Here is a 26,061-nt window from a genome sequence, read left to right on the forward strand (position 1 = left end):
TTATTTTCCACGACTTCCCCTTAATTTATGAATCGTTGCACACTTCCAATATCTGTAACATTAAAAAAGCCTGCTAATATCCATTAGCAGACTGTAAATAAAGTCTTGTTTTATCTTGTTTTTTTCTTTCCACAGCCACAACCTTTTTTTCTTTTCGTCGGTTTCGGTTGCTGTTTTTTCAATGTAAGATTTGGGTTCGTACTTTGTATTCTCATTCATTCTCTCTCCCATCATAAATGTATTTCACCACGTCTAAAGGGGCCTTATATCGAGCATATGTGGGTACCACTATGATAATCTATGCAAATTTGCAATGCCTGTATATGTGCATGACCTAATTTCGAAAAAAAGTTAGGAATTCTTTCACAAATAACGCTGAATGATCGTTTCGATAATAGCGGCAATACCAGCAACTGCTAAGATGAGGAGAAATGGAGTGGCAAATGCTGGCCATTGCAGATAAAAAAGACATAATCCTGCCGCAGACCATATTCCCGTACACCAATAACAACTTAATAATTCTCCGATAAAGTGATTGATTCCCCCACTTTTTGGAACATAGTAAAGTTCTTCCTCCCCATTTTCATTTACTTCAACCTCTTCCACAAAAAAAGGACTTCTGATAAATTCCGTAATTTTGTCAAAGACAATTAAACGGGTCAGACGAAAGCTAGCAAGTGAAATAACGATTAATTCCATCCAGGATATAAGCATTTCATCCATCCTTCAACATGATATTTTCCCGCCTATTTTTAGGAAATAAGGCGTTTGTCCGTTACCCAAATGCCTCTATAGCAATATGTTATTAATGTAATATTACTTCTAAAGAAAATAAGGAGGAATAACGAATGGGTTGTGGAAAAAAAGACGACGTACTAGGCACTAGCACTGGCAATTGTGTATGCGAAGTTGTCCGCGCTATAAAAGACATCCAAGATGCTGCCGAAGATGTTTGTGAATGTCCTACTAACTGTTTCCAGGAACCACTTGGTTCTTTAATTAAACCGGGTAAAAGACAAAGAGTAGATACTCGTGTCTTCTCATTAAAAACAGCGGATGGGTCTCCTTTCCATGCATTCTTCAGACATGACGAATGTGCATGCGTATCCATTTTTTTCCGAGTTGAAGAGGTCTTTGACAACTGCTGTGCAACATTACGTGTCATTAAACCGGTTAAAAACGGAGAAGCAGTAGATTTAACTCATGGTAGCTGCATCGATTTAGGTAAGATTTGCCAAGTAGAAGGCTTTAGAGCAACAAATGACTGTGTTACTGTTGACTTAAGCTGCTTCTGCGCTATCCAATGCGTTGCTGATGTTGACTTAGACATTTGCGAAGACTAATGATTAAGATGGCATATGGATTTGTTGAAATGAAGTGTCTAGTCTTTAGGCTAGACACTTCTTCCATTTCATATTGAATGCGTTTTTTTACAGACCGACCATTCTTACTTCCACCAAATCTTTAATAAGGATAGTAGATTCTGTTTGATCAAAAAGCTTAACGATTACTTCTCGATTGTTCTTCTCCTTCAATATCCCACGTACTGCTTTCCCTTCCGTTTGAAACAAACACGGCACTGGTGGCAATTGTCGAGGAAAGTTGGCTAAGTAATCTAGCTTTTCTTCTACGTCCATTTCTTTAAATGGCTTCAGCCTTTGAAAAGAAAAACCATGTTCATGTCCCTTTGCTTTCCTTTCATAGCCTTCGATTGTTTGCTGTACTTCCTTAGCTGATAATCCTACTTCATCATGACTTGGTGCTCCAAAGATGGCTTCCTCTTCTTGCTCAAACGAACCTTTACTTCTTCTTTTCTTTTCCCCACCTTCAGCTGGCATCTTTTCTCCGCTAGGTTTTGAGTCATTCTTCATTGCTTGTTTTAAAGAGAACGTTTCCTGCATATTCCCTTTTAGCGGTTTAAATGGTGACTGCTGTATAAAGAGTAGAGGATCCTTTTTCTTCTGTTCCTTGCTCAAAATATTACACCTCCACATACAATTGATTCATTTTATATGTATGCCAAAGCGTTGATTTCGTTTCCAAGAAAGAAAGATAGATATGAATGTAACAATTTCGCTGTTACATCTTGTTCGTATGAACAAAAAAACTGCACCCTCTGTTTGTCAGAACTTGTCCAACAATAAGGTGCAGTCAGCCTTTAATTATAAAATATGGAATCCAGAATCAACATGAAGGTTTTCTCCAGTCATTCCTCTTGATAAATCACTGAAAAGGAATAATGCTGTATCTCCAACCTCTTCAGGTGTTGTCGTTCTACGTAATGGAGCGCGTTCTTCAATCTCTTTTAAAATTGAATTAAAATCACTTACCCCTTTTGCAGAAAGGGTACGGATTGGACCAGCAGAAATGGAATTTACACGAATTGCTTGTGGTCCTAAGTCATTGGCTAAGTACTTCACGCTTGCGTCCAACGAAGCCTTCGCAACGCCCATCACATTGTAGTTTTGGACGACTCTTTCCCCACCTAAATAAGTAAGTGTAACAATGCTTCCGCCTTCTGTCATGTACTCTCTAGCCACTTTTGCTACTGCAGTTAGCGAATAGGAGCTAACATTATGAGCGAGTAAAAAGCCATCACGTGTTGTATTCATATACTCACCTTGTAATTCTTCCTTGTTCGCAAACGCGATACAGTGAGCTACCCCGTGAATGGTTCCTACTTCAGAATGAATCGTTGCAAAGCATTTTGCAATGTCTTCATCAACAGTTACATCACAAGGTAAAATAAGAGATTGATTTCCCTCTAATGTGTCCACTAATTCTCTTACGCTTTTTTCAAGTCTTTCCCCTACATATGTAAAAATCAATCTCGCTCCAGCATTGTGTAATGAACGAGCAATTCCCCAAGCGATGCTTCGTTTATTTGCTACTCCCATAACCACTATATTTTTTCCTTCTAATGAAAGAGTCATTTTGTTACCTCCTGTATCATTATTACAAGTTATTAGAACCTGATACTAATTCTAACTGATTTTTTCCAAAAAGAAAAGCAGCAATACCAATTTCTCGTATTACTGCCCTTCTCTTGTCCCTTACAACATTTCTAATTCTCGTTTTAATTCATCGACATATTCCTTAGTCCCAGTAACAATGAGACGGTCATTTAATTGTAATTCTGTATCTCCATGTGGAACGATAGAATCCTTGCCACGGAAGATACGGACAAAAATGATATCGCCGGTAAATGGAAATCTTCTCACCGTCATCCCATCAAATGCTTCGTTCAACAAGCGAATTTCGTATAAGGCTGTATCTTGATTCGTTAAAATATTCATCACTCTCGGTGACTCAATCAATGCACGTAATAATGCCTTTGAAGAATTAAAAACAGAGTAAACCTCTACCCCTTTTTCTCTCAGTCCTTCTTCTAAGTCTGGGCTTTCGATTCGGACGATCACCCGTTCAATGCCTTTTTCTTTGACGGCAATCGCAAGTGTTGCATTAATTTTATCATCACCAGTTGAAACGACCACAATATCAGCAGAAAAGACTTCCGTATTTTCTAATGCAGAAATGGTAAAATCCCCAATTTCATTTACCTCGAACAATGAATCTGCAATTTGCGATTCAGATTTTTCCTGCTTTGTATGATAAATAACCGTATCATAGAGAGAGGATTTAAGCTCTCGTGAAATGGGTAATGTTAATTGGTTTGCCCCAATAAAAGCGATTTTTAACTTCTTCTCTGTAACTGTTTCTTTTGGCATAAAATTTTTAAAGAGAATCGGTGTTAAGACACATGAAATAACAGCTACCAAGATGAGCGTTCCACTCATTTCAGATGTGATCACACCCATTCTCTCCCCAATCGTCGCTGCCGCAATGACTAATGACAAAGTGGAAGTTAATAGAAATCCAGCAGCAATGACTGTTTTCGTATTAAACCATATTTTCAATACAGCAACTGGGATTAATTTTGACACTAATAAAGCAATTAAAAGAAGCGGAATGAGCATCAGCATCTTCGGATCGCCAAATAACTGCCAAATATCTAAGTCTACCCCAACCATTACGAAGAAGATCGGGATTAAAAAGCCGTATCCAAAGGAATCAAGCTTATGTACTAACTCTTGATCTGGTGCGAGCAGTGATACTAGCACACCCGCTAAAAAGGCTCCTAAAATATTTTCCGCACCCACTGTTTCTGAAATGGCTACAAGTAAGATAATGAGCGTAAACACAGCTCTTGTCCCAATTTGAATGGTACCTGTAGACATTGCTTCAAGTAGCTTATTATTTTTGAACCTCTTTCCAACAAAGAACAGCAACATTCCTGCCGCAAATAATACGAGCAATAACCATGTATTCCCTTGTCCCCCATCATAAAGAGAAACAAAGACAGCCAGTAACACCATTGTTACTAGATCGGCAATCACTGCTATTAAAAGGATAATTTGTCCGATCCCTGTTTTCATCAAATGTGCTTCTTTAAGCGTTGGCACCACGACACCTAATGAAATCGTAGAAATGATTAACGTCATTAGAAAAGCATTTTCAATAATGCCAGCGAGTACAAATAAATAAGATAGACCATAAGACACAGCGAATATACCGATAAAGACAATCGACGCAACGAGAAAGCTGTTTGGCTCATCTTTTCCATTCGGAAGCTTTTCTTTTTTCTTTTTCCCTGAAAATGCGGAGAAATCAATTTCCAAACCACTTAAGAACATTAAAAAGATAAATCCAAGTGTTGATAACGTTTCTAGCCACATATCATCTTGAACGAGATTAAATCCACTTTTTCCTATTACAAGTCCCACTATAATTTCCGCAACAACAACGGGTATAAAGGCTAGCTTTAACCGATGTAAAAACAGCGGTGTTAAAAATGCGACAATGATAACAATAACTAAAGATGCTACGGACGCACCATGTTCCATTTACACTCCCCCTAAACATTTAAAATAATTGAATGGCGCCCCCATTTATTCTCCACTTTCTTAAAAAAAGAATTTTTAATGTATGGAACCTTGTGAACGTTCAAACATATGACTGATGCATGTATAAATGTTACTAAAGCTTTTACAGATGATGCAACTATTTAGGTTGTTACATTTTACATTGCTTGTTTAGTTACCCTTATTTTCTTATTTCATTTATGTATCTATTCGTTTTGTTCATACTATCTAGTAAGAGCTTTTTTTAAATAAAGGAGTACGAAGATGAATATTGATATGATTGGTGACATTCATGGCTGCTATCAGGAATTTAAAGAGTTAACAAAAAAGCTGGGATATGATTGGACGGAAGGATTTCCCGATCATCCTCACAAACGAAAGCTTGCCTTTGTTGGAGATTTAACCGATCGAGGTCCCGAGTCATTAAAAGTGATCGAAGTCGTCTGGAAACTTGTCATGAAGGAGAAAAATGCCTACTATACGCCAGGCAATCATTGTAATAAACTATACCGGTATTTTCTCGGCAATAAAGTTCAAGTCACCCATGGTTTAGAAACAACGGTAGCTGAATACGAAGAGCTTGATAAGAAGGAACAGCAACAAATTCGCAGGAAGTTTATCGAGTTATACGAAGAAAATCCGTTATATCATGTATTAGATAATGGGAAGCTTGTCATTGCCCATGCTGGAATTCGTGCTGATTATATCGGGAAATATCACTCAAAGGTAAAAACCTTTGTTTTGTATGGGGATATAACTGGCGAGAAACATCCAGATGGCTCTCCCGTGCGGCTTGACTGGGCAAAACTATATCAAGGAGAGGCAACGATTGTTTATGGTCATACTCCAGTACGTGAGCCTCGTATTCTCAATCATACATATAACATCGATACTGGAGCTGTTTTTGGTGGCAAACTTACGGCTCTACGATATCCAGAGATGTCGATCGTATCTGTCCCATCTTCAATGCCATATATCGCTGAAAAATTCAAAGAAATCGATTAAAGAAGCTTTGTCATATCTTCAGGAAGGGATGATTGAAAAAACAAAGGTTCTTCCTTTAGCGGATGGATAAAAGATAAACTCCGACAATGCAGAGCTTGGCGAAACATTTGTCCGACAGCCCCTCCGTACAAATCATCTCCTATTAACGGATGACCAAGATGAGATAGGTGGACCCTAATTTGATGTGTCCGACCTGTCTCTAACCTAAGTCTTACATGGGCGAAGCTTTCTTGTTGCTGCAATACTTCATAATGCGTGCAGGCATATTGCCCACCAACTTGTACTTCCCTTTCGATAATACTATCTTTTTTTCGTCCAATCGGTTCCTCTATCGTCCCTTTTTTCTGTGAAAACACACCTGTTGCCAAAGCCTCATACGTTCTTTTGACAAGTCCCTGCTTTTGCTGCGTACTTAATAAATGATGAATATGACGATGCTTAGCTATTAAAACGAGACCAGACGTATCCCGATCGAGTCTTGTGACAATATGGACAGTTGCAACATGGTTCATTTTCTCATAATAGCCGACAATTCCGTTGGCAAGACTTCCAGTTGGATGCTCTCTTGATGGAATCGTCACAATTCCAGCCGGTTTATTGACAATGAGAACATACTCATCCTCAAAAACGATCTCCAATGGAATCTCCTCTCCAGCGAGAGACTCACTTCTATTTTCATTTGGAAACTCTACTGTAAGGCGGTCTCCTTCTTGAAGCGGCTTACGTACCGTGACCTCAATATCATTCACGGTAATCCGTCCACCAGCAAATTTAATATCTGTTAGGGCCGCTTTTGAGATCGATTTTTCCTTTAAAAAATCTCTCACTAACTTTCCTTGATTCACGCTTTCTATTTTCCAATGAAGGGTAAACCTGGACAATGTAATGGCTCCTATCTAAAAAAAAGTCTTCTCCGTGAAGAAGACTTTCCATTAATCTGAAATAAATGAATCGCGCACCCGTTTCCAAAAAGGAAATGGTCTAAATCTGGCAAAGCGAATTTTTTCATCTGCTACTCGAAACTGAATCGACTTTACATCCTTATGAAGCAAGGTTAAATGATCAACCGTAATCTGAAAATCTGCTCCGTTAACAGGCTTTAGCATACAAGTATGATGGGCAGGTAACACAAGTGGAGAGCCAACCGTACGAAAGACTCGATTATTTATCGAAGCCATTTCCGCAAGCTGTATCGCCGGTATGGAAGGATGTAAGATCGCCCCACCTAATGCTTTATTATAGGCTGTACTTCCAGATGGAGTTGATAAACAAAGGCCATCGCCTCTAAATCGTTCAAAATGCTGCCCCCGTATTTCTACATCCATCACTAAAGTGGCATCCACACTTTTAACCGTCGATTCATTTAAAGCTAAGTAGCGATTTTCCTTTCCGCCATGGGAATAACGAATGATCACCTCAAGAAGAGGATATTCTACAACCTGAAATGGCGTTTTCGCAATGGCGATCACAAGCTTTTCGATTTCATCTGGCAACCAGTCAGCGTAAAATCCTAGATGGCCTGTATGGACCCCAACAAACGCTGTCTTATGTAATCTACTTTTATAGCGGTGGAATGCGTATAATAGGGTTCCATCACCGCCAACAGAGATGACAATATCAGGATTATCCTCATCATAGACGAGCTTGAAATCGAGCAAATAGGATCTCATCTTATGCATCAATGTATTTGATTTTGAATCCCCTTTTGAAGTAATGGCAAAATTCATTTTTACTGGCTCCTCTTTTGATAGGATTAGTGCTTTCGCAAAGCCTTAGTCAATTTCAAGGTAATTCCATTTATTCCTTGCCTCACTTACCGTCGTGCTTTAGTTCTTTTTTTCTTGTAAAAAAAGCTTGAGCATCTTGGATTTCTCCACGAATAAGAGACATTTCCTCATCCAAGCGAAAAGCCGCCTCTGCTGCTCTTTGTAAGCGATGGAGGATATCCTCTGGAAACTGCCCTTTATATTTATAATTCAACGAATGTTCGATCGTCGCCCAAAAATTCATCGCTAACGTACGAATTTGGATTTCAACGAGAATTTTCTTTTCGCCTGAAATCATTTGAACAGGGTACCGAATCACGACATGGTAAGAGCGATAGCCACTCGCTTTTTTATGAGAGATATAATTGCGTTCCTCTACGATTTCAAAGTCATTTCTTTTTCGAAGTAATTCCACGACGGGCTCAATGTCATCAACAAATTGACACATCATTCTTAAACCAGCTATGTCTTGCATTTCCGTATCTAATTTATCTAAAGGGATCCCCTTCTGGTTCGCCTTATCAAGTATACTAGCAATCGGCTTTACTCTTCCTGTAACAAACTCAATAGGTGAATGATTTGAAGTTAAGTCAAATTGCCCACGCATTCCCTTTAATTTGATTTTCAATTCGTCCACCGCTTGCTTATAGGGTGCTAAAAACTGATCCCAGTGCTTCACAGTATGTCTCACCTCATCCGATATTTTTCTACTCGGAGTGCTAATATAGGACACTCTCTTTCTCTACTTGACGGATGAAGAATAGAAGACTTAAAAACAAGCTTCTACCTTCGTGACCATTTCTTCACCATAGTTGCCATTCCCTTTTATATTCTCAACCAGATATTCCAATTCATCATAAAAAGAGGAGAGTTCACATTGACCAGAATCATTTGTCAAATATACTGTGTACTTTTCTTCCATGCCCTTTTTTAATAAGGTCCAAATCTCTTCTTTTATGCCTAAATATGTATATTCATCATCTTTTTCAAGCAAGTAAATAAAAGAAGTCTCATCTGAATCGACAAGCATTTGCCCTAAAGGCTGTAATGGTTCAATCTTAATTTCTGGGTTTACCTTCAAATAAAGCTCTTTCTCATTTTTGATTGTAGCACTAACTACGTTTATTTTTTCTCTCATATCTTCAACTCCTATACAAACATATTCTATCATAAACGAAGATTTATCACATAATGGAACAAACATGTTATTCTTGTATTACATCTGCAAGGAAAGGTGAAAGATATGTCGCAAAACATTGAAATTGAATTTAAAAATCTTTTAACAGAAACAGAATTTACCCTTTTAAAAGAGTTCTTAAACATAGACGAGTCGATGTTTGTAAAGCAGGACAATCACTATTTTGATACGCCTCAATTCTTATTAAAAGAAAGAGGATGCGCTTTAAGGATCAGAGCCAAAAATGGGAAATATGAATTCACTTTAAAGGAACCACATTCAGAAGGTTTGCTGGAAACGAATCAAATTCTGACCGCCCCTGAAGCGAAAGAGATCCTTGAGAATCTCCATATAAAAGATGGTCCTGTTAAAGAACGATTAGTAAGCTTACACATCCCTTTAGAACAGCTTACATTATTTGGCACACTCACGACTGAAAGGGCTGAAAAGGTTTTTGAGGACGGTTTAATCGTTTTAGATTATAGTACCTATTTAAATCAATACGATTATGAGTTAGAATATGAAGTACATGATTATCAATTAGGCAAGGAACGCTTCGAAAGGCTTTTGAAGCAGCTTGATATTCCTCAAAGACCTACTGATAACAAGATTCGCCGCTTTTATCAAGCAAAGTTTAAAGACTAAAACGAACCATTCTTGAGGAGAATCGTTATGATGAATGTAGAACAATTAAAGATCATGCTTCAACTTCAAGCATTACAAAACTTTAATAATACGTCTTCATCTTCGTCTGGAAATTCTATATTTCAAGAAATGATGAACGAGTTATTTATAAATAGTCAACAAAGCCTTTTAGGAAATGGGATGACTGACAGCAGTAATAGCACATCGTCTCCTTTTACGATGTCAACTTCCCTTCCACCCATTCAACTCACGAAGTTGGCACAAGCAACAGGAGAAAAAACGAATTTTGATGAGTTGATTGAAGAAGCAGCAAATACGTATAATCTTCCTGTTGATCTGATTAAATCCGTCATTAAACAAGAGTCCAATTTCAATTCTAATGCTGTAAGTTCTGCTGGTGCTTCTGGTTTAATGCAATTAATGCCTGGAACAGCGAAACATCTTGGTGTATCTAACGTATTTGACCCGAAAGAGAACATCCTTGGTGGAAGTAAATATTTGCGCCAAATGCTCGATAAATACGATAACAATGTAGAACTCGCTTTGGCAGCCTATAATGCCGGACCAGGCAATGTCGATAAATACGGTGGTATCCCGCCATTTAAAGAAACACAAAACTATGTAAAGAAAATTACAAGTCAATTTTTGGCTTAAACATACCTGTCTGAATTTCAGACAGGTTTTTCTTATGATTAACCTCTTTTTTCATTACGCTCCTTTCGCAAACATTATTGCTTATGGAAGCGCCGCGCAAATACAATGTATATTCTAAAACCTCATTTACGAAAAAACCACAATCATTACGAAAACAGCGTGATGAAAACAACGTTTATTTAAAATGTTCCCTTATTGCACCCTCTTCAAGCCAATTGTTTGAGATATGACAAACTCATTGTTAAAATAAAGTAAGCTTACGAAATGAATAGTACGTTGGCACCTATCTTTTTTCATTACCATATGCTATATATTTTCTTTTATATTGACATTGAGTAAATGATTAACACAGATTAATTTTGGCTGGTACAAAAGTCATCTTCAAATAACCATTTTAGGCATGAAGCCAAAATTAAAAGGAGTTTTCACTATGGACAATATGCCTACACCTTTCGAAGCAATTGGTGAAGAAAAATTAGAGAGGCTAATAGATGCCTTTTATAGCCGAGTAAGTGACCATCCTGAGTTGGCGCCTATTTTCCCGGATGACTTATCTGAAACAGCTCGAAAACAAAAGCAATTTATGACACAATTTTTAGGCGGACCACCTATATATACTGAAGAGCATGGGCATCCTATGCTTCGAGCAAGGCATATGCCATTTAAGATAACGGAGTCAAGGGCAAAAGCATGGCTTTCTTGTATGAATGAGGCCATGGACGAAGTAAATCTTGACGGAATGATTCGTGAAGCATTTTTCTCAAGGCTTGTTTTAACGGCACAGCATATGATTAACACCCCTGAAAAGGAAGACATGAAAGGTGAAGACTTGTGAAAGAAAAAATTTTTACGACATCCAATTCTCATCATTGTCATGGAGCCGAAAAAAAACCAATTGAAATCTATATGTTCATTGATCCATTATGTCCAGAATGTTGGGCCCTTGAACCAATTCTAAAAAAACTACAAATCGAATATGGACGCTATTTTTCAATTAAACATGTATTAAGTGGAAGGCTCGCAATGCTGAATTTAAATAAAAAGCAGCATTATGAAAACATAGCTGATCTTTGGGAAAAAACTGCGACTCGCACCGGAATGTCTTGTGATGGCTCTTTATGGTTTGAGAATCCCATCTCCTCTCCACATATTGTCTCAGTTGCAATTAAGTCCGCTGAATTGCAAGGGAGAAGAGCTGGTATCCGCTTTTTACGAAAAGTTCAGGAGTGTCTCTTCTTAGAGAAACAAAATATATCCGATCTAGCAGTTTTACAAGATTGTGCACAAGATGCTGGTTTAGATGTGGAGGAATTTATTTCTGATGTCCATTCAGACAGTGCGGCAAAAGCATTCCAATGTGATTTAAAGATCACATCAGAAATGGAAGTACAGGAAATCCCCACACTCGTTTTCTTTAATGAAAATATCGAGGAAGAAGGCATTAAAATTACTGGGGTCTACCCTTATCAAGTATATGAACAAATTCTAATTGAAATGCTTCCATGCTCACCCGAAAAATCGTATCCACCACCGATCGAAGACTTTTTAAAATACTTTAAGCTAGTAGCATCTAAGGAAATTGCAGTCGTTTACAGCATGACCATTCAAGAAGTGGAAAAAGAAATGAAAAAATTGAAACTCAAGCAATTAGTGGAGCAGCTCCCTGCGAAGTATGGTGTCTTTTGGCGCTATCTTTCGAAATAGACATGATGAAGAACGAAAAGACCGTGTAAACCTCATGTTTACACGGTCTTTTCCTATATAAAACGAACAAAGGGGATGGGAGAAATTTTTCACGGTCAAACAAGGGGTATGTTTGCTTGTGATTAACTTCACGACATAAATATAACACGCTTTCGCCCATTCAACAATAAGTTTGTGTCTCCTTTCACAATATTGTCAAAAACTATGTATACTACTCCATTTTATAGAATATGATTTAATAGATCAGTCTGTACAGGCTATGCATGATCTGTCTCACTGCATTCTAACATAGGGGAGTTTTCATCGTGAAAAAGGTACAAGTTTCACTCATGCTGATGTTTATCTTATTTTCCTTTTGCTTAAATATTCTTGGTCTCATGGATTTAGTATCTATCTTTATTACCGCTCCACTTTTATTTGTATCCTTGCTTATATTTGTTATTTACTTAAACGAACGAAATCGTTTTCGAGGGTTCTGATAGAGATTTTTCGTGAAAATTATGTTGATTGCGTAGTGATTAGTTCCAATTACTTCTGGCTGAGGCTTCCTCGGGTGCTGAAAAATCGACTTTAAGTTCATATATCGGTCTTTTGGATTTTTTTGGTCTAGAAAGATATCGATCTAACAAAAAAATTCACACACCAAAAGAAGATGACCTCTGCAAAAGAGCGGCCATCTTCTTTTTCATTATCCTAATAAGCTTTCCATTTCATTTAGCTTCTCTTCAAATACTTTTAATGCTTCTTCAATAGGCTCTGAGCTTGTCATATCAACTCCAGCCTTCTTCAATACTTCGATTGGATAATCGGAGCTTCCAGACTTTAAGAACTCAATATAGCGCTCTACTGCCGGTTGCCCTTCTTCTAAAATTTGCTTGCTTAATGCAGTGGCAGCACTAAAGCCAGTTGCATATTGGAAGACATAATAATTGTAATAGAAATGTGGAATTCTGGACCATTCTAAGCCGATTTCCTCATCAATCACCATGTTGTCGCTACCGAAGTATTTCACGTTTAAGTTATAGTACTCCTGTGTCAACATTTCGGCTGTTAGCGGCTCATTGTTTTGCGCTTTTTGATGAATTAAATGCTCAAATTCAGCGAACATTGTTTGACGGAAGACCGTTCCTCTAAAACCTTCTAAATAATGATTTAACAAGTACAAACGCTTCTGCTCATCATCAATCGTTTTTAATAAATAATCATTTAAAAGATTTTCATTACATGTTGATGCTACCTCTGCAACAAAAATCGAATAGTTTCCGTACGGAAAAGGCTGCGATTTTCTTGTATAGTAACTATGAACAGAATGTCCAAATTCATGAGCAAGAGTAAAGAGATTGTTGACGTTATCCTGCCAGTTCATGAGAATATAAGGGTTTGTTCCATAAGTACCTGAAGAATATGCTCCACTTCGCTTCCCTTTATTTTCATGAACATCTACCCAGCGATTTTCAAAACCTTCTTTAAGAACATTTAAGTAATCTTCACCTAATGGTTCAAGACCTTTTAAAATAAGATCTTTCGCTTCCTCATACGGAATCTCCATCTTTACATCTTTAACCAAAGGTGTAAATAAGTCGTACATATGAAGTTCATCAAGACCTAACACTTTCTTTCTAAGCTTTACATAACGGTGTAAGAGCGGAAGATATTTATTAACCGTGTTAACAAGATTTTCATAGACTGCTTCTGGTATGTTATTCGCAGCTAATGAAGCATGTCGAGCCGAATCATAATGTCTAATTTTCGCATTAAAATTATCCTTTTTCACCTGGCCGCTTAAAGTGCTTGAAAACGTATTTTTGAACTTTCCATATGTTCCATACACCGCTTTAAAAGCATCCTCGCGAACACGACGATCCGTGCTTTCTAGGAATCGAATATACCGACCATGAGTCACTTCAACTTCTTCCCCATTTTCATCTTTAATGCTTGGAAATTCTAAATCGGCATTATTGAGCATGCCAAATGTATTGCTGGAAGCATCCATCACTTCTGAAGCTTCTGCTAAAAGACTTTCCTGTTCCGCAGACAATACATGTGGTCGTTGTAAATTGATTTCATCTAATGCATGTTCATAGAGCTTAAGCTCTTCTTTTTCCTGTAAAAAGGATTGTATTTTGTCTTCCTCGATAGAAAGAAGCTCAGGCACAATATACGCTAGGGCACTTGCAACCTGGGAGTATAGTGCTTTAATACGTCCATCTAGCCCTTGATAGAAGGAATTTGTCGTGTCTTGATCATAACGCATATGGGCATATGTATAGAGCTTGCTAATTCGTTCTAAAATTTGGTCTTGCTTTTGCAATGCTTCATATAAGGTATCAGCACTTTCAGCTAGCTTTCCTTGATAAGCACTAACCCCAGGAATTAGAGCTGAAACTTCTTGAAATTCCTTATCCCAAGCTTCATCTGTAGGAAAAATATCTTCAAGTCTCCAAGTATCTTCAACTTTTATTTCACTTCGTGCTGGAAGTTTTTTAACTGCTGTTTCATTCGACATCGCACATCCTCCATTCGACAATTATTTCGCAATTCGAAAAATATTTTTTCTTCTTTATTCTATCTTAATAAAGGTCATTTCACAAATAATAACCCAATCTTTTAAATTGAATGATGATTTTCCATTAGGCTCTTTTTTTAAACTTTATTGTTTTTGGAGCAAAAACTAATGAATGTGTATCACAACTGGTCGAAAAAACAATGAACAAAGGGTTTGCAAACCAGTTGCGATCCACTAAATAGCTATTTCACAATAAAACCTGCTGTAAAATTTTACGAAAACTGTTGATAAAATGTCTTTTCCGCTTGCACCCATTCTTCCATATTGTTCGCTATTTTCATCGATTTATCTATTTTATAATGATGATTTTTTATTTTCTTTAAAATCCCATTCATCGACAATTGTTCCAAGTATTCTTCTATCACAAAAGGTAGCATATTTCGAGATATAGTAGGTAAACTTCTAGTGATGATGTGTCCCTCTCTCTGTTTTTTTAAAATAGTCGTATAGATGTCATGAAAATAGATTTGTTTTCCTCGGTCTTGTTCGTGAAAATGGTCAATGAATATATAGGTTTGCCAAATCAATGGGGGTGTCTCAATTGCCAAGCTTCCTTTCAGGGGGATTCCAACATATGGAGGTAGATAATAAGGATTAATAGAATTTGCATAGAGTTCTGTTAAAAAATGGCTATGAAGAGGACTACCTAGGAGAGTTGCTTTAAAGCGATACAATTCGATTGTCCAATCATGGATGGGTGTGAATTTTGGAATGGGTGGTTTCAATAAATCACTGATTTTCATTTTCTGCAACGGACTGATCGAAAAGTGACAGAAGGCCTTTCGCGTGGAGAGCGTATATACATTATCCATTTGTATATACTGATTGGTTTGAGGACAATAGGCTGGAAGATAAAATTGCCGGAGTCTATTTTCTTTTAAGAATCGGTAGTGAAAAGCGGTTAAAGATACCTTATTACGATGTTTTCGCTGAATATTCTTTCCACCCAAGATCCAAATCGGTTCAATCGCTATTTTTTCATATCCTTTCGTTCGCTTGCGAAATACCTCATCAGAAATAGTCGAGCATTGAAATTCAATACAATACTTTTGATTTTCATATTCAAAAGCGATATCTGCACGCTGCTTAATCTCATGATAGTAGCATTCGAGTTCAACTGATAACCCTTGTTTCTTTAACCACTCATAGAGCTTTAATTTTCCAGTCATATGATACTCAGATTCTCGTTCATATTCTTCCGTACAGCTAGAATCTTTAAGATGAGCAAAATGGTAAATTCGCTTTTCTCCTAGTTTCAATAACACCTCTTCACCACATGTTCTACAATAAAACACCTCCTTCTCCCTTAAATTCTGCAAGTATCGTTTATTCTTTTTTTCAGCTAGTGATATTACTTCACCCGACTGGAGTTTTGCTGTAAGCACGCATATCTCCTCTCCTTTCTCCATAAGCATTTCTCTATTTGTTGGAAAAACCCTTCAAATTCTCAAAAAAAAAATCCCAAACAAATGGGATCCTTTCTAAAGAAACGGTGACATTAGCCGTGATAATGATTCCAATACACGATAACCAAGATGTCTTTTGTTAAACTCTTCCAATTTAATTAAACTTGCCTCTTTTAAGTCTTTTTCATATTCTTTCACCAGTTTTTGCGTGCTCCCTGTATGATAGAGAAAAGCGTTGACTTCAAAATTCAAATGAAAACTTCTCATGTCCATATTCGAGGTACCAATGGAAGCAATTGAATCATCGACGATCATCAACTTACTATGCATAAATCCCTTTTCATATTGATATATTTTCACCCCTGCTTCAAGAAGTGCAGGAAAATAGGAGCGGGAGGCATGAAAAACGATCCGTTTATCAGGTCTATTTGGCATTAATAATTTAACATCGATTCCACTCAAAGCGGCAATTTTAATCGCACTGAAAATATCCTCGTCTGGGATAAAATAGGGCGAAGCAATCCAAACTGATTTCTTTGCTGAGGTAATCATGGAAAAAAAGATATTTTTAATGACACTGTATTCTGTATCAGGGCCACCTGCGATAAGTTGCACACCACCATGGTGATTCTCAATTAAAAGCGGAGACAAATATTCTGCCGTCAACAAACTCTGATTTGTCATATAATACCAATCCTGCAAGAAAATAAGTTGTAAGGAACGTACAGCTTCTCCCCTCACCCATAAATGGGTATCGCGCCAATGCCCAAAATGCTTGCTTCTACCTAAATATTCATCACCAATATTAAGACCACCTACAAACCCTATACTTCCATCAATAACTATGATCTTACGGTGATTCCGAAAATTAAACTTATTGTTCAATACTGGTATTCGAACCGGACCGAAGGGGATAATTTCAACACCTGCTGCACGCATTTCCTTTATGTAGCTTTTTGATAACATCCAAGAACCGACGGCGTCGTAAAGGAAGCGTACCTTCACACCTTCTTGAACTTTTGAAATTAAGATATCCTTTATCTTTTCCCCGATCTGGTCATTACGAACAATATAATATTCGAGATGAATGTGGTGGGTCGCCTCTTTTAAAGCATGGATGATCGCTCTAAAAGTCTCTTCACCATTTGTTAAAATTTTCGTTTCTGTTCGAAAGGAAATCGGGCTATTTCCTAATTTATGAGCGAGATAGAAGAGCTTCCTTTCATCAGGTGCCATTTCTTCCACTTTTTCAACAATCGAATAATCAATATCTCCTTCGATTTTAAGAAAGGTCTGTTTATCGAGTAAATACTTTTTGCGAAACATTTTCTCCTTACTATGGTTTCTCCCAAACAATAAATAAAAAATAAATCCGATAAGCGGAAAACTACCCAACACCACTAACCAAGTTAAAGTTTGACTTGGATGACGATTTTCTAAAAAGATGACAAAGCCAATAAAAATGACAGAAAGAGTCGTAATGATGCTAATATAGCCTAATATTCCTCCTTCAATATGATCACGAAATACATAATAAAGTAAGGATAGAATACATAGAAAAAAGAGGACTCTCACCGTATTTTTCAAGTGCCTTCACCTCCAAGAAAACTCCACCCTTTTCACTCTAGCCTTTATCACAATTAGCTTCCGGCTTTGGTTTAAAAAGTGAAGGGGCAAAGGTAAAAAAATACCGATCTCATAACTGAAATCGGTAGTAGTTAATTAAAATACTTACGTAATTCTTTAAAAACATCTTCTGAAATGATTAACTTTCCATATTCTTCGACCCGATGAATGGTTACCTGAGTTTCCACTCCATACTCTAGAAGCATGCTTAAGCTATCATCAACTTCGTCTTCTTCAAACTCATCCTCGTGAAATTCAACGTATAGATAATATTTTCCTTTAAAAGAATAAAGTTTAGTAACGACTTCATCAAGTATATTTCGATTTGCTAAAGCAATCAAATCCTCAAAATCATTGAAAGCAATTAAGAACTCCAATGTACCGTCGAAATTGTCGTTATCATCACCCTCAGTACTTTTTGTTGTAAAATGTTGATCGAGTAATTCTTCGATTCTATCGTCAACCGGAAGATCCTTCAATTTATCCTCTGGAATGGGTAGTTCAAATTTCTGTCCATCTTTGGATACTTGCGCTTTTGTCACAAGCACTTCAAGTCCTTTATCTAATGCTTGTACTTGAATCCAAAGTGGGCCTTCGATCATAAATTCTTCCTCTTGATGAACCTCATCCATCATTTCCCAGAACAACTCTTCACTTCGTTCCCGGTTATACCAAATTTCTTCACGGTCAAAACCGCGCTCTTCTATATCAAGGTATGAAATGTAAAACTTAACTGTATGATCATTAATCCGTTCTATTTCCATCAAGTAACCTCTCCCTTCTTGCATTATTGGAAGGGAATCTATACCCCCATGCAGAAACATGTTACCCTTTATCCAGCAAATGAAATTGTTACCTTGTACTTATATTTTATGATAAAAAGAAGATAAAGGGAAATAAAATATGATGGATTTCTAAAAACCATTATATGCCTAGTTTTCCTCAAATAATCAAATAAGAAACCTTATTTGTTGTATCTTAACAAAAAAATTCATTCCTCACAATGATTTTAGCTTGTTAATACTGTTGGAAAAAGCACTGTTCGCAATATTGTTGATTTTTAGAAATAATTGGATGTTTCATCAATAGACTTTTATAAAAATAATGTATAAAAAAACCTTCGATACCAATGATCGAAGGTTAATTATTAGTTAACAAGTCGTCTAGCCTCTTGAAGTTGAAATGTCCGCACCTTTCTAGGTAGAAAACGGCGAATTTCATCTTCATTATACCCCACTTGAAGACGCTTTTCGTCTATAATAATAGGACGTCTTAATAAACCTGGGTTATCCTTAATGAGCTCCAATAAATTTTGTAGTGGCATTGTTTCCAAATTCACATTTAATTTTTGGAATGTTTTAGATCTAGTTGAAATGATTTCATCTGTTCCATCCTCTGTCATACGAAGAATTTCTTTAATTTCTTCAATCGTCAAAGGTTCGGAAAAAACATTACGCTCAGTATAAGGAATTTCATGTTCTTCAAGCCAAGCCTTTGCTTTACGGCAAGATGTGCAACTAGGTGAAGTGTATAATGTAACCATTTTAATTCACACTCCTTCAGATTCGACAAAATCGAAAAATCTATATTAGATTCATTCTCATTTGAGTACTAAATTAAAATTACTATAAATAAGTAATTTCTATTATTTTATTATACACTAATTCTCACTAAAAAGGTATAGTTTTTTGTGGAAAACTTTTGATTTAAAGCCTGTTTTATAGCACTCTCTATATAAGACGTATGAGTTGCTGAAAAGTTTCATTTTTTTATTAAAACAACAAAAATTTTTCTAGAAACTCCTTCTCCTGTTTCATTCTTAATAGCCTATTCTCAATTAAATTCATGAAAATGAAAAAGATCGTTTTAAAGATCCCTTAGCAGATCTTCTCGATCCTTATCGTCCTGAAATGTTAATACTTCCTCCACCGGTTGATAAGAGGAACCGTAAATTTCCTTGTCTTTATACGTATGAATCCACTCATATGTTTTTCGCATTGCTTCATAAATCATCTCTTCGCTTTCACCATTCGGAGCCCAATATAAAATTTCCATCTGGTTAATTTCTTTCGTCGCAAGCGATCTTCTCCGATATCCAATCGCTTGTGAATGTTGAAATCCTTCTCTTTTATAAAAACGCAACCGTTTCTCAGAATCACTATCTTCATAATCTACAGGTTCCACTTCAAGAATGATCGGTTTGCCTTTATTTTTTAGCTTTTCTAACAGTTTATGTCCAAGACCTTGACCCCTGGCATCCTTGGAAACGAATAAATAATCGATAAACACAAAATAATCAAACTCAGCATACATTAGAACATGTAGTGGACTCTCATCCTTATGATAAACCTCTGAACGTTCTTTCAATAATGTCTCCATATGTTCCTTTGATTTCATTTCCTCTATCGGAAAGTACTGATTCAGCTTTTCATACCAATGCATGGTTCATCTCCTTTTTTAAATTATTTCCCTTTTTTCAACTTTCCCTATTATTTTTCCAATAAACCCTTTTTATTACGTCATTATTGAATTTTTCTCTTTTCATTGATAAGAACTTCTTTTAAAATGAAGTTAGGGGATATCACTGTTTTTTTAAATAGTGAAATAAAAACTGGGGGTTTATCATGCCTGGGTACATAATGGACTTAACAATTGTTGCAGTTCTCATTATTGGAATCACAGCATTGATGGGTGTTATTTTAAATGGAATCGGTACCAAAATCTTTGGTGGTAAAAATAAGTCGGAGTTCGTTGATAAATCAGAAAAAATTCAAACTGGCTGGAAAAGTGTCGGTGGATTTAAGAAATAAGCTGAGGGCTACGCTGCCTTCAGTTTTTTTGTTTGAAATATAATGTCCTCATGAACTCTCTATGAGGACAAACTTCCTTTGAAACCCTTCGACTTTGTCCTCATGAGCACTCCATGATACATACCATTACTTAGCAGCCTCTCCAAATGCTCAAAAAAAGAGTATCCATCATAATGGATACTCTTTTGGCATAAACGCCCTAAATCACAATTTTAGTTATTCGGTGTGTAGTCTACATTTTGGCTATAACTATTTCCTGCATTCCATAGAAGGAATTCATTTATTCCTTGGTCATTTAAAGCCTTAATCTGAGCTTCAACCTCAGCTTTTCCATATTTCTTATAATTGCCTTTTCCTAACCAAGTTGCTGTAAAATCCTGAAGCCAAGGTCTAGATACGGGTGGATTTTCAGCTTTGGAAAGAATATTGGATTCAACCTTTGCATATTCGGATACCAATTTATATGGCTCTAAATCAGGCTTACTGATACCAAAATACGCTGTCCAGTGACTCGGATAAATCATCGATGAAATAACATCAATATGCTCTACAATTTTAGAAAAATTTTGTCCAATGCCCGGTGCCTCTGGCAATGTAGCTGTGTAACCGAAAATATCAACGGATACTTTTACTCCATATGGTTCAAGTTTTTCTTTCGCATATGCGACAAAATCTGTTACTGCTTGTACTCGTTTTTGTGAATTATCCAAATCTAACTTTTCATAATCTCCCATGGAATACTTCAAAGAATTATCTCTCGTTTCAAATCCTTCAGGAAAACGCACATAATCAAATTGGATTTCTTGGAAGCCCATTTCTGCTGCTTCAATGGCAATTCCTACATTATAATCCCACACTTCTTTTAAAAATGGATTAACAAAGGATTCACCACGTCCGTTTGTCCAAACCTTTGAGCCCTCTCTAAAAGACAACTCTGGCTTTTGTTTTGCCAACGCTGTGTCTTTGAAGACAACAATGCGAGCAATCGGATAGACCTGCTTTTCTTCTAACGTTTTAAGCATCTGCTTTGGATTCTTAATATACGGTTTTCCTATGTTTTTGTAAGAAGATGAATCATCAGGCATATAGGTAAGATATCCCCAGTCATCTTTTATATCAATCACCATTGAATTCAAATCGGTTTTTTCAGTAAGACTCACCAACTGATTAAACTTACTCCCTCCAGCAGAGTGACCAGTTACATAAATGCCTCTGACTGCATCAGGATACTCAAAATGGTAGCCACTGTTGAATTCAAAACGCTTCATTTGTTCGGGTAAATTTTTCACTAAAGACACATGTTCACGCACAGATTGATACTTTGGAACATGTTCTGTTCTCTCTTTTGCCATCGGGACATTGCTTCCAATAAAAAAACATAAAACGGTTAAAACAAAAATAGTACGAAGAAATTTCATTTTTATCCCCTTTTCCTCGCTGACTTTCCCGTAAGTGAGGAGTTCTCATTCTATTCTTATTTTAACGCTTTTCTTGGACTAGATCATCTAACTTTTTTTCATTTTTGTATATTTTACGAATAGAATGGGCACTCCCATAAGAGCTAAATAGCGCTTAAAAAGTGGGATTCCTTACACCCTTATTTTAAGTAAAACTAATTCATTTTAACGTGGTTGTTTTCCCTTCCATTGTTTGTTTTTGTCAAATTGCAAAAAAACGGCTTTCTACCCCCAAAATTAAAAACGATCTCAAATGGTGAGATCGTTTTTTATTATTTCGCATATTGAGCTTTGTATTGTTCAAATTCCTTTAAGGAACATTGAACAAAATGTCCGGGCTTCACTTCACGGAATTGGACGTCATCTTGCTCCGTATATTGATGAACTTTTGGATTATAGGTTTTACGCTTACGATTGCGTTCATAATTTGGATCTGGTAATGGAATCGCAGACAATAACGATTGTGTATAAGGATGAATTGGGTTGTTATAAAGATCATCTGCTGGGGCTAATTCCACTAATCTTCCAAAGTACATAACCCCAATTCGATCACTAATGTATTTTACCATTGAAAGATCGTGTGCAATAAATAAGTACGTTAACCCTTTTTCCTTTTGGAGCTTTCTCATTAGATTGACAACTTGCGCTTGAATCGATACATCAAGGGCAGAAATCGGCTCATCTGCAATAATGAATTCTGGTTCAACTGCAAGGGCACGAGCGATACCGATACGCTGTCTTTGACCACCTGAAAATTCATGAGGATAACGATTTGCATGCTCCTTATTCAAACCTACTGTTTCTAATAATTCCACCACACGGTTCATGCGTTCTTCTTTTGTTTTTGCTAGTCCATGGATATCAATACCTTCTGCAATGATATCAGATACCTTCATCCTTGGGTTTAAAGAAGCTTGTGGATCTTGGAAAATCATTTGCATACTACGGTTGAATTCCTTCAACTCTGCTTTTGATTTTTTTCCATGAACATTCACTCCGTTGAAAATTACTTCCCCATCAGTCGCATCGTAGAGACGAATAATCGTTCTGCCCGTTGTCGATTTTCCACAACCGGACTCTCCAACTAAGCCCAATGTTTCACCTTTATATATATCAAATGAAATATCGTTAACCGCTCTAACCTCATTTGCTTTTCCAATATTGAAGTATTGCTTTAAATTTTTGATTTCAACTAATTTTTCTTGTGTCGCCATTTAGTTTCCCTCCTTCATTTCAAGGAATTCCCGCTGACGTCGTTGTACAGCTGCAGGAGGCTCAAACTTAGGAGCATCTGGATGCAATAACCAAGTAGCAGCATAATGTGTATCTGATACTTTGAACATTGGTGGCTGCTCTTCCAAATCAATTTTCATCGCGTATGCATTACGAGGTGCAAACGCATCACCCTTTGGTGGATGAAGTAAATCTGGTGGCGTACCAGGAATTGCATATAACTCTTCTTCCTCTGTATCAAGGGTAGGCATCGAGCTAATTAGTCCCCATGTATATGGATGTTGTGGGTTGTAAAACACCTCATCAACAGTCCCAATTTCAACAATTTTCCCACCATACATAACAGCGACCCGATCAGCAACATTTGCTACAACCCCAAGGTCATGGGTTATAAAAATAATCGATGTATCAATTTTCTTTTGTAATTCCTTCATTAATTCAAGGATTTGTGCTTGAATCGTTACATCGAGTGCTGTTGTTGGTTCATCAGCAATCAATACTTTCGGATTACAAGCAAGAGCAATCGCAATAACAACACGCTGACGCATTCCACCTGAGAATTGGTGCGGATATTGTTCAAAGCGCTCTTCAGGGTTAGGAATTCCAACTAGATCTAATATTTCAATAGCTCTTTTTTTCGCTGCCGCTTTACTAAGCTTTTGGTGTTTAACGATCGGCTCAATGATTTGCTTGCCAATTTTCATCGTCGGATTTAATGATGTCATTGGATCTTGGAAGATCATTGAAATGTCTTTTCCACGTACCTTTTGCATCGATTTATCTGAAAGCTTGGTGAGATCTTTACCTTCAAAAAGAATTTCGCCTTCTTTTATTTTTGAGTTGGATTCAGGCAATAAACGCATTATCGCTTTTGTCGTGACTGACTTTCCTGAACCTGACTCTCCAACAATCGCTAAAGTTTCCCCTTTGTGTAAATCAAAATTGACACCGCGGATTGCCTGGACCTCTCCAGCAAAAGTATGGAATGAGATATGCAAATCCTTCACTTCTAGTACTTTTTTCATTTTCTTTCACCTACCTTTTCTAATCACGCATTTTCGGATCTAACGCATCACGTAAACCATCAGCAACTAAATTGAAACAAACCATTATTAAACTGATGACAATCGCTGGTATAACCATTTGATATGGATAAAGCTGCAACACCTTAAATCCATCATCTATTAATGTTCCTAAAGAAGCATGCGGTGCTTGTAATCCTAGACCAATAAAGCTTAAAAATGCTTCAAAGAAAATCGCATTCGGTATCGTAAACATCGTATTAATAATGATAACACCCGCTAAATTCGGGATTAAATGCTTACTAATAATTTTTCCATTGGAAAGCCCTAACGTACGTGCCGCCAAAATATATTCTTGGTTTTTTAGCTTTAGTACTTGGGCACGCACCACCCGGGCCATTCCGACCCATCCGGTAATCGTTAAAGCGATCGTAATCGAAAGAATACCAGGGTCAAGTACAATAATCATCAAAATCACGACAACTAAGTTCGGGATTCCGACTAAAATCTCTGTAATCCGCTGCATGACATTATCGGTTCTTCCACCAACAAATCCTGAAATAGCCCCGTAAATAACACCAATGACCATATCAATGGCAGCTGCTAAGAAAGCGATATATAAAGATACTTGTGTACCTTTCCAAAGGCGAGTAAAGATGTCACGACCAAGACTGTCCGTCCCAAGCCAATAATAAGCATCTACTCCTTTTGCTTCATACGCATCATACTTATCGCCGTTTTTTCTCTCCAATTCACCATCAAACGGCAACCAACTTACATTTTCCAAAGCTGGTACACGCGGTGGTAAATTGTTGTGTTTAATATTTTGCGCATCATACGTGTGACCATTTAAGTGCGGGCCAATTAACGCCATAATCGTTAAGATCGCTAAAATAATCATACTGACGATTGCGCCTTTATTTTTCTTCACTCTTAGCCAAGCATCCTGCCAATAGTTTAGACTTGGCTTTGAAATTACTTCACTTTTCGTCGCGTCCATTTCAACGGGTGAAAACATTTCTTTTGCAATTTTTTCTTGCGCCATTACTTTTTCCCTCCCGCTAGACGAATTCGCGGATCAATCACACCATAAAGGAGATCTACGATTAGAATAACTGCTACAAATAAAGCAGCAAATAATAAAGTAGTACCCATAATAACTGGGTAATCATTTACTTGAATCGATTTAACGAACTGTTCACCGATACCAGGGATCCCAAAGATTTTTTCAATAACAAGTGATCCTGTCATTAAGCTAACAACCAATGGTCCTAAAACGGTCACAACTGGAATAAGTGCGTTTCTTAGTGCATGTTTGAAGGCTATTTCAAACCAGCTTGCCCCTTTGGCTTTCGCTAGCATAATATAATCCGACTCTAATACTTCAATCATTTCCGTTCTCACAAATCGTGCAGCAGTTGCGAGTGGGAACATCGCAAGTGCAATTGTTGGCAGTACCGTGTATTCAGGCCCACGCCAAAAAGCAACCGGGAACCAGCCAAGTTTAACGGCAATGTAATATTGGAGCAACCCAGCAAATACAAATGATGGAATTGATTTACCGAGCACAGCAATAAAGGTCGAACCGTAATCAAGCCATGTATTTTGATATAATGCTGCAATTACCCCTAAAATGATCCCTAACACCGTTCCAACAATCATGGCTTGTAATCCAAGTGTAGCGGAAGGTCCAATGCTATTCATTAAAATATCTGTTACCCCAACATTGTTAAATTGAAAGGAAACACCTAGATCTCCTTTTAAAAGGTTCAGCATATAGGTCGCATATTGAACTGGCACTGGCTCATTTAAGCCGTACTTATCAATCATAATGCTTAGCTGTGTATCAGACAGTTTGTCCGCATTAGCAAAAGGCGTACCCGGAATAATTTTCATGAGGAAAAAGGTAAACGAGGCAATTAATAATAGAGTTATCACCATGTAAATAATACGTTGAATTAAATATTTCGCCATCTTGTGCACCCCCTAATATTTCAAAATCTCAAAAAAATTTGATAGTTTTCACGCAAAGGGAAAAGAGAGTATATTGAAGAACAATATACTCTCT

27 protein-coding genes are annotated in these 26,061 nt (G+C 37.1%); 8 read left to right on the forward strand and 19 right to left on the reverse strand.

Translation table 11 applies throughout. The features are described from left to right. Nucleotides 1-363 precede the first annotated feature (363 nt). Nucleotides 364-714 carry a DUF1360 domain-containing protein gene (locus BMSHG_RS04315; protein ID WP_019153211.1) on the reverse strand — a complete coding sequence of 117 codons (351 nt, stop codon included), beginning with the start codon at nt 712-714 and terminating at the stop codon, nt 364-366. 134 nt (nt 715-848) lie between these two features. Here BMSHG_RS04315 and BMSHG_RS04320 point away from each other — a divergent pair, with 134 nt between their 5' ends. Then, complete coding sequence (locus BMSHG_RS04320; protein ID WP_019153212.1) at nt 849-1,343, forward strand: CotY/CotZ family spore coat protein; 495 nt, start codon at nt 849-851, stop codon at nt 1,341-1,343. A gap of 87 nt (nt 1,344-1,430) precedes the next feature. On the opposite strand, the gene BMSHG_RS04325 is transcribed toward BMSHG_RS04320, so the two are convergent. From BMSHG_RS04325 to BMSHG_RS04335, 3 genes are all read right to left on the reverse strand, one after another. Beyond that, nucleotides 1,431-1,976 carry a CotO family spore coat protein gene (locus BMSHG_RS04325; RefSeq protein ID WP_019153213.1) on the reverse strand — a complete coding sequence of 182 codons (546 nt, stop codon included), beginning with the start codon at nt 1,974-1,976 and terminating at the stop codon, nt 1,431-1,433. A 186-nt stretch (nt 1,977-2,162) separates the two neighbouring features. Continuing rightward, entirely contained in the window at nt 2,163-2,933 is a 771-nt protein-coding gene (gene fabI / locus BMSHG_RS04330; RefSeq protein ID WP_019153214.1) for an enoyl-ACP reductase FabI, read from the reverse strand. A 120-nt stretch (nt 2,934-3,053) separates the two neighbouring features. Then, on the reverse strand, nt 3,054-4,904 hold the full coding sequence (locus BMSHG_RS04335; RefSeq protein ID WP_019153215.1) for a monovalent cation:proton antiporter family protein: 1,851 nt from the start codon (nt 4,902-4,904) through the stop codon (nt 3,054-3,056). A gap of 282 nt (nt 4,905-5,186) precedes the next feature. Between BMSHG_RS04335 and prpE the strand changes: the two genes are divergently transcribed. After that, entirely contained in the window at nt 5,187-5,927 is a 741-nt protein-coding gene (gene prpE, locus BMSHG_RS04340) for a bis(5'-nucleosyl)-tetraphosphatase PrpE (protein ID WP_019153216.1), read from the forward strand. Here the strand turns inward: prpE and BMSHG_RS04345 are convergent. From BMSHG_RS04345 to BMSHG_RS04360, 4 genes are all read right to left on the reverse strand, one after another. Continuing rightward, entirely contained in the window at nt 5,924-6,808 is an 885-nt protein-coding gene (locus BMSHG_RS04345; protein WP_019153217.1) for an RluA family pseudouridine synthase, read from the reverse strand. The two genes, prpE and BMSHG_RS04345, sit on opposite strands and share 4 nt — an antisense overlap. A 51-nt stretch (nt 6,809-6,859) precedes the next feature. Beyond that, nucleotides 6,860-7,654 (reverse strand): NAD kinase, encoded by a 795-nt coding sequence (locus BMSHG_RS04350; RefSeq protein WP_019153218.1) that lies wholly within the window; start codon nt 7,652-7,654, stop codon nt 6,860-6,862. Between the two features lie 82 nt (nt 7,655-7,736). Continuing rightward, nucleotides 7,737-8,372: a GTP pyrophosphokinase gene (locus BMSHG_RS04355; RefSeq protein WP_019153219.1), complete on the reverse strand. Its 636-nt coding sequence runs from the start codon at nt 8,370-8,372 to the stop codon at nt 7,737-7,739. Nucleotides 8,373-8,462: 90 nt separating this feature from the next. Further along, nucleotides 8,463-8,831 (reverse strand): UPF0738 family protein, encoded by a 369-nt coding sequence (locus tag BMSHG_RS04360; protein ID WP_019153220.1) that lies wholly within the window; start codon nt 8,829-8,831, stop codon nt 8,463-8,465. A 105-nt stretch (nt 8,832-8,936) separates the two neighbouring features. Between BMSHG_RS04360 and BMSHG_RS04365 the strand changes: the two genes are divergently transcribed. From BMSHG_RS04365 to BMSHG_RS28585, 5 genes are all read left to right on the forward strand, one after another. After that, nucleotides 8,937-9,515, forward strand: a complete 579-nt coding sequence (locus BMSHG_RS04365) for a CYTH domain-containing protein (RefSeq protein WP_019153221.1) — start codon at nt 8,937-8,939, stop codon at nt 9,513-9,515. A gap of 30 nt (nt 9,516-9,545) precedes the next feature. Then, nucleotides 9,546-10,169, forward strand: coding sequence for a lytic transglycosylase domain-containing protein (locus BMSHG_RS04370; RefSeq protein ID WP_026073326.1), 624 nt, complete (start codon nt 9,546-9,548; stop codon nt 10,167-10,169). A 430-nt stretch (nt 10,170-10,599) separates the two neighbouring features. Continuing rightward, nucleotides 10,600-11,004: a globin domain-containing protein gene (locus BMSHG_RS04375; RefSeq protein ID WP_019153223.1), complete on the forward strand. Its 405-nt coding sequence runs from the start codon at nt 10,600-10,602 to the stop codon at nt 11,002-11,004. Continuing rightward, entirely contained in the window at nt 11,001-11,873 is an 873-nt protein-coding gene (locus tag BMSHG_RS04380; RefSeq protein ID WP_019153224.1) for a ClpXP adapter SpxH family protein, read from the forward strand. The genes BMSHG_RS04375 and BMSHG_RS04380 overlap by 4 nt, the downstream gene beginning before the upstream one ends. A gap of 305 nt (nt 11,874-12,178) precedes the next feature. Continuing rightward, entirely contained in the window at nt 12,179-12,352 is a 174-nt protein-coding gene (locus BMSHG_RS28585) for a hypothetical protein (RefSeq protein ID WP_019153225.1), read from the forward strand. 209 nt (nt 12,353-12,561) lie between these two features. Here the strand turns inward: BMSHG_RS28585 and pepF are convergent, their stop codons facing one another. From pepF to BMSHG_RS04415, 6 genes are all read right to left on the reverse strand, one after another. Beyond that, nucleotides 12,562-14,379, reverse strand: a complete 1,818-nt coding sequence (gene pepF, locus BMSHG_RS04390) for an oligoendopeptidase F (protein WP_019153226.1) — start codon at nt 14,377-14,379, stop codon at nt 12,562-12,564. Nucleotides 14,380-14,651: 272 nt separating this feature from the next. After that, nucleotides 14,652-15,824: a competence protein CoiA gene (locus BMSHG_RS04395; protein WP_019153227.1), complete on the reverse strand. Its 1,173-nt coding sequence runs from the start codon at nt 15,822-15,824 to the stop codon at nt 14,652-14,654. A gap of 96 nt (nt 15,825-15,920) precedes the next feature. After that, the gene (gene cls / locus BMSHG_RS04400) at nt 15,921-17,432 is read right to left on the reverse strand and encodes a cardiolipin synthase (RefSeq protein WP_019153228.1); all 1,512 of its coding nucleotides are present in this window, start codon (nt 17,430-17,432) and stop codon (nt 15,921-15,923) included. Between the two features lie 131 nt (nt 17,433-17,563). Then, nucleotides 17,564-18,235: an adaptor protein MecA gene (gene mecA / locus BMSHG_RS04405; protein WP_019153229.1), complete on the reverse strand. Its 672-nt coding sequence runs from the start codon at nt 18,233-18,235 to the stop codon at nt 17,564-17,566. A gap of 383 nt (nt 18,236-18,618) precedes the next feature. Beyond that, entirely contained in the window at nt 18,619-19,014 is a 396-nt protein-coding gene (gene spxA, locus BMSHG_RS04410; protein WP_019153230.1) for a transcriptional regulator SpxA, read from the reverse strand. A gap of 323 nt (nt 19,015-19,337) precedes the next feature. After that, complete coding sequence (locus BMSHG_RS04415; protein WP_019153231.1) at nt 19,338-19,913, reverse strand: GNAT family N-acetyltransferase; 576 nt, start codon at nt 19,911-19,913, stop codon at nt 19,338-19,340. Between the two features lie 182 nt (nt 19,914-20,095). Here BMSHG_RS04415 and BMSHG_RS04420 point away from each other — a divergent pair, with 182 nt between their 5' ends. Then, on the forward strand, nt 20,096-20,281 hold the full coding sequence (locus tag BMSHG_RS04420; RefSeq protein ID WP_019153232.1) for a hypothetical protein: 186 nt from the start codon (nt 20,096-20,098) through the stop codon (nt 20,279-20,281). Between the two features lie 212 nt (nt 20,282-20,493). Here BMSHG_RS04420 and BMSHG_RS04425 read toward each other — a convergent pair whose 3' ends face one another. The 5 genes from BMSHG_RS04425 to opp3b all read right to left on the reverse strand — a co-directional run bounded on the left by BMSHG_RS04425 (nt 20,494) and on the right by opp3b (nt 25,967). Continuing rightward, nucleotides 20,494-21,699 carry a putative glycoside hydrolase gene (locus tag BMSHG_RS04425; RefSeq protein ID WP_019153233.1) on the reverse strand — a complete coding sequence of 402 codons (1,206 nt, stop codon included), beginning with the start codon at nt 21,697-21,699 and terminating at the stop codon, nt 20,494-20,496. Between the two features lie 311 nt (nt 21,700-22,010). Beyond that, nucleotides 22,011-22,952: an ABC transporter ATP-binding protein gene (locus tag BMSHG_RS04430; RefSeq protein WP_019153234.1), complete on the reverse strand. Its 942-nt coding sequence runs from the start codon at nt 22,950-22,952 to the stop codon at nt 22,011-22,013. Then, the gene (locus tag BMSHG_RS04435; RefSeq protein ID WP_019153235.1) at nt 22,953-23,996 is read right to left on the reverse strand and encodes an ABC transporter ATP-binding protein; all 1,044 of its coding nucleotides are present in this window, start codon (nt 23,994-23,996) and stop codon (nt 22,953-22,955) included. It abuts the gene before it with no gap. A gap of 19 nt (nt 23,997-24,015) precedes the next feature. Then, nucleotides 24,016-25,038, reverse strand: coding sequence for an oligopeptide ABC transporter permease (gene opp3C, locus BMSHG_RS04440; RefSeq protein WP_019153236.1), 1,023 nt, complete (start codon nt 25,036-25,038; stop codon nt 24,016-24,018). Continuing rightward, a complete protein-coding gene (opp3b, locus tag BMSHG_RS04445) occupies nt 25,038-25,967 on the reverse strand; it encodes an oligopeptide ABC transporter permease (RefSeq protein ID WP_019153237.1) in 930 nt (309 codons plus the stop codon). The genes opp3C and opp3b overlap by 1 nt, the downstream gene beginning before the upstream one ends. Nucleotides 25,968-26,061: the final 94 nt, after the last annotated feature.

Origin of the sequence: Robertmurraya massiliosenegalensis JC6 (genome assembly GCF_000311725.1) — a bacterium.
Taxonomy (GTDB): Bacteria; Bacillota; Bacilli; order Bacillales; family Cytobacillaceae; genus Robertmurraya; species Robertmurraya massiliosenegalensis.